The organism is Rahnella sp. ChDrAdgB13 (genome assembly GCF_017655185.1).
GTDB lineage: Bacteria > Pseudomonadota > Gammaproteobacteria > Enterobacterales > Enterobacteriaceae > Rahnella > Rahnella contaminans.
This window is the reverse complement of record NZ_JAEMGT010000175.1, coordinates 1-3109: the sequence shown is the minus strand read 5'-3', so window position 1 is coordinate 3109 and position 3109 is coordinate 1. Positions and strand designations below refer to the sequence as shown.

General features: G+C 52.1%; 1 rRNA gene. It reads left to right on the top strand.

Annotated elements, in window-relative coordinates:
- The first annotated feature begins 147 nt into the window (after positions 1 to 147).
- Positions 148 to 3056: ribosomal RNA gene (locus J8X26_RS26025) — 23S ribosomal RNA — on the top strand.
- The last annotated feature ends 53 nt before the right edge of the window (positions 3057 to 3109 follow it).

The following is a 3109-nucleotide window of genomic DNA, read 5'->3' as shown; positions in this document are numbered from 1 at the left end:
TTGCTCTTTAACAATCTGGAACAAGCTGAAAAATTGAAAGTTTACAGCTGAACATCACTCTCCGTAGAAGTACTGAGTGGTGATTAGCCTGTAACAGAGTCTCTCAAATAATCGCAATGCGACGGTGGAAACACCTTCGGGTTGTGAGGTTAAGCGACTAAGCGTACACGGTGGATGCCTAGGCAGTCAGAGGCGATGAAGGGCGTGCTAATCTGCGAAAAGCGTCGGTAAGGTGATATGAACCGTTATACCCGACGATACCCGAATGGGGAAACCCAGTGTGTTTCGACACATTATCATTACATGAATACATAGTGTAATGAGGCGAACCGGGGGAACTGAAACATCTAAGTACCCCGAGGAAAAGAAATCAACCGAGATTCCCCCAGTAGCGGCGAGCGAACGGGGAAGAGCCCAGAACCAGAATCAGTTTGTGTGTTAGTGGAAGCGTCTGGAAAGTCGCACGGTACAGGGTGATAGTCCCGTACACAAAAATGCACAGATTGTGAGTTCGATGAGTAGGGCGGGACACGTGACATCCTGTCTGAATATGGGGGGACCATCCTCCAAGGCTAAATACTCCTGACTGACCGATAGTGAACCAGTACCGTGAGGGAAAGGCGAAAAGAACCCCGGCGAGGGGAGTGAAATAGAACCTGAAACCGTGTACGTACAAGCAGTGGGAGCCTACTTTGTTGGGTGACTGCGTACCTTTTGTATAATGGGTCAGCGACTTATATTTTGTAGCAAGGTTAACCGTATAGGGGAGCCGTAGGGAAACCGAGTCTTAACTGGGCGTCAAGTTGCAAGGTATAGACCCGAAACCCGGTGATCTAGCCATGGGCAGGTTGAAGGTTGGGTAACACTAACTGGAGGACCGAACCGACTAATGTTGAAAAATTAGCGGATGACTTGTGGCTGGGGGTGAAAGGCCAATCAAACCGGGAGATAGCTGGTTCTCCCCGAAAGCTATTTAGGTAGCGCCTCGTGAACTCATCTTCGGGGGTAGAGCACTGTTTCGACTAGGGGGCCATCCCGGCTTACCAACTCGATGCAAACTACGAATACCGAAGAATGTTATCACGGGAGACACACGGCGGGTGCTAACGTCCGTCGTGAAGAGGGAAACAACCCAGACCGCCAGCTAAGGTCCCAAAGTCATGGTTAAGTGGGAAACGATGTGGGAAGGCATAGACAGCCAGGATGTTGGCTTAGAAGCAGCCATCATTTAAAGAAAGCGTAATAGCTCACTGGTCGAGTCGGCCTGCGCGGAAGATGTAACGGGGCTAAACCATGCACCGAAGCTGCGGCAGCGACGCTTAGGCGTTGTTGGGTAGGGGAGCGTTCTGTAAGCCGTCGAAGGTGAACTGTGAGGTTTGCTGGAGGTATCAGAAGTGCGAATGCTGACATAAGTAACGATAATGCGGGTGAAAAACCCGCACGCCGGAAGACCAAGGGTTCCTGTCCAACGTTAATCGGGGCAGGGTGAGTCGACCCCTAAGGCGAGGCTGAAAAGCGTAGTCGATGGGAAGCAGGTTAATATTCCTGCACTTGGTGTTACTGCGAAGGGGGGACGGAGAAGGCTAGGCTGGCCGGGCGACGGTTGTCCCGGTTCAAGCGTGTAGGGGGTGTGACCTGGTAAATCCGGTTGCATACTAACCCTGAGGCGTGATAACGAGCCACTACGGTGGTGAAGTAGCTGATGCCATGCTTCCAGGAAAAGCCTCTAAGCTCCAGGTAACACGAAATCGTACCCCAAACCGACACAGGTGGTCAGGTAGAGAATACTCAGGCGCTTGAGAGAACTCGGGTGAAGGAACTAGGCAAAATGGTGCCGTAACTTCGGGAGAAGGCACGCTGGCGCGTAGGTGAAGGGACTTGCTCCCGGAGCTGAAGCCAGTCGAAGATACCAGCTGGCTGCAACTGTTTAATAAAAACACAGCACTGTGCAAACACGAAAGTGGACGTATACGGTGTGACGCCTGCCCGGTGCCGGAAGGTTAATTGATGGGGTTATCCGCAAGGAGAAGCTCTTGATCGAAGCCCCGGTAAACGGCGGCCGTAACTATAACGGTCCTAAGGTAGCGAAATTCCTTGTCGGGTAAGTTCCGACCTGCACGAATGGCGTAATGATGGCCAGGCTGTCTCCACCCGAGACTCAGTGAAATTGAACTCGCTGTGAAGATGCAGTGTACCCGCGGCAAGACGGAAAGACCCCGTGAACCTTTACTATAGCTTGACACTGAACATTGAGCCTTGATGTGTAGGATAGGTGGGAGGCTTTGAAGCGTGGACGCCAGTCTGCGTGGAGCCAACCTTGAAATACCACCCTTTAATGTTTGATGTTCTAACTCGGCCCCGTGATCCGGGGTGAGGACAGTGTCTGGTGGGTAGTTTGACTGGGGCGGTCTCCTCCTAAAGAGTAACGGAGGAGCACGAAGGTTAGCTAATCACGGTCGGACATCGTGAGGTTAGTGCAATGGCATAAGCTAGCTTGACTGCGAGAGTGACGGCTCGAGCAGGTACGAAAGTAGGTCATAGTGATCCGGTGGTTCTGAATGGAAGGGCCATCGCTCAACGGATAAAAGGTACTCCGGGGATAACAGGCTGATACCGCCCAAGAGTTCATATCGACGGCGGTGTTTGGCACCTCGATGTCGGCTCATCACATCCTGGGGCTGAAGTAGGTCCCAAGGGTACGGCTGTTCGCCGTTTAAAGTGGTACGCGAGCTGGGTTTAGAACGTCGTGAGACAGTTCGGTCCCTATCTGCCGTGGGCGTTGGAAGATTGAGAGGGGCTGCTCCTAGTACGAGAGGACCGGAGTGGACGCATCACTGGTGTTCGGGTTGTCATGCCAATGGCATTGCCCGGTAGCTAAATGCGGAAAAGATAAGCGCTGAAAGCATCTAAGCGCGAAACTTGCCTCGAGATGAGTCTTCCCTGTGGCTTTAAGCCACCTGAAGGGACGTTTAAGACTAAGACGTTGATAGGCTGGGTGTGTAAGTGCAGCGATGCATTGAGCTAACCAGTACTAATGACCCGAGAGGCTTAACCTTACAACACCAAAGGTGTTTTAGATTGACTCTGTGCAGACCGAGATTTTTCAGCT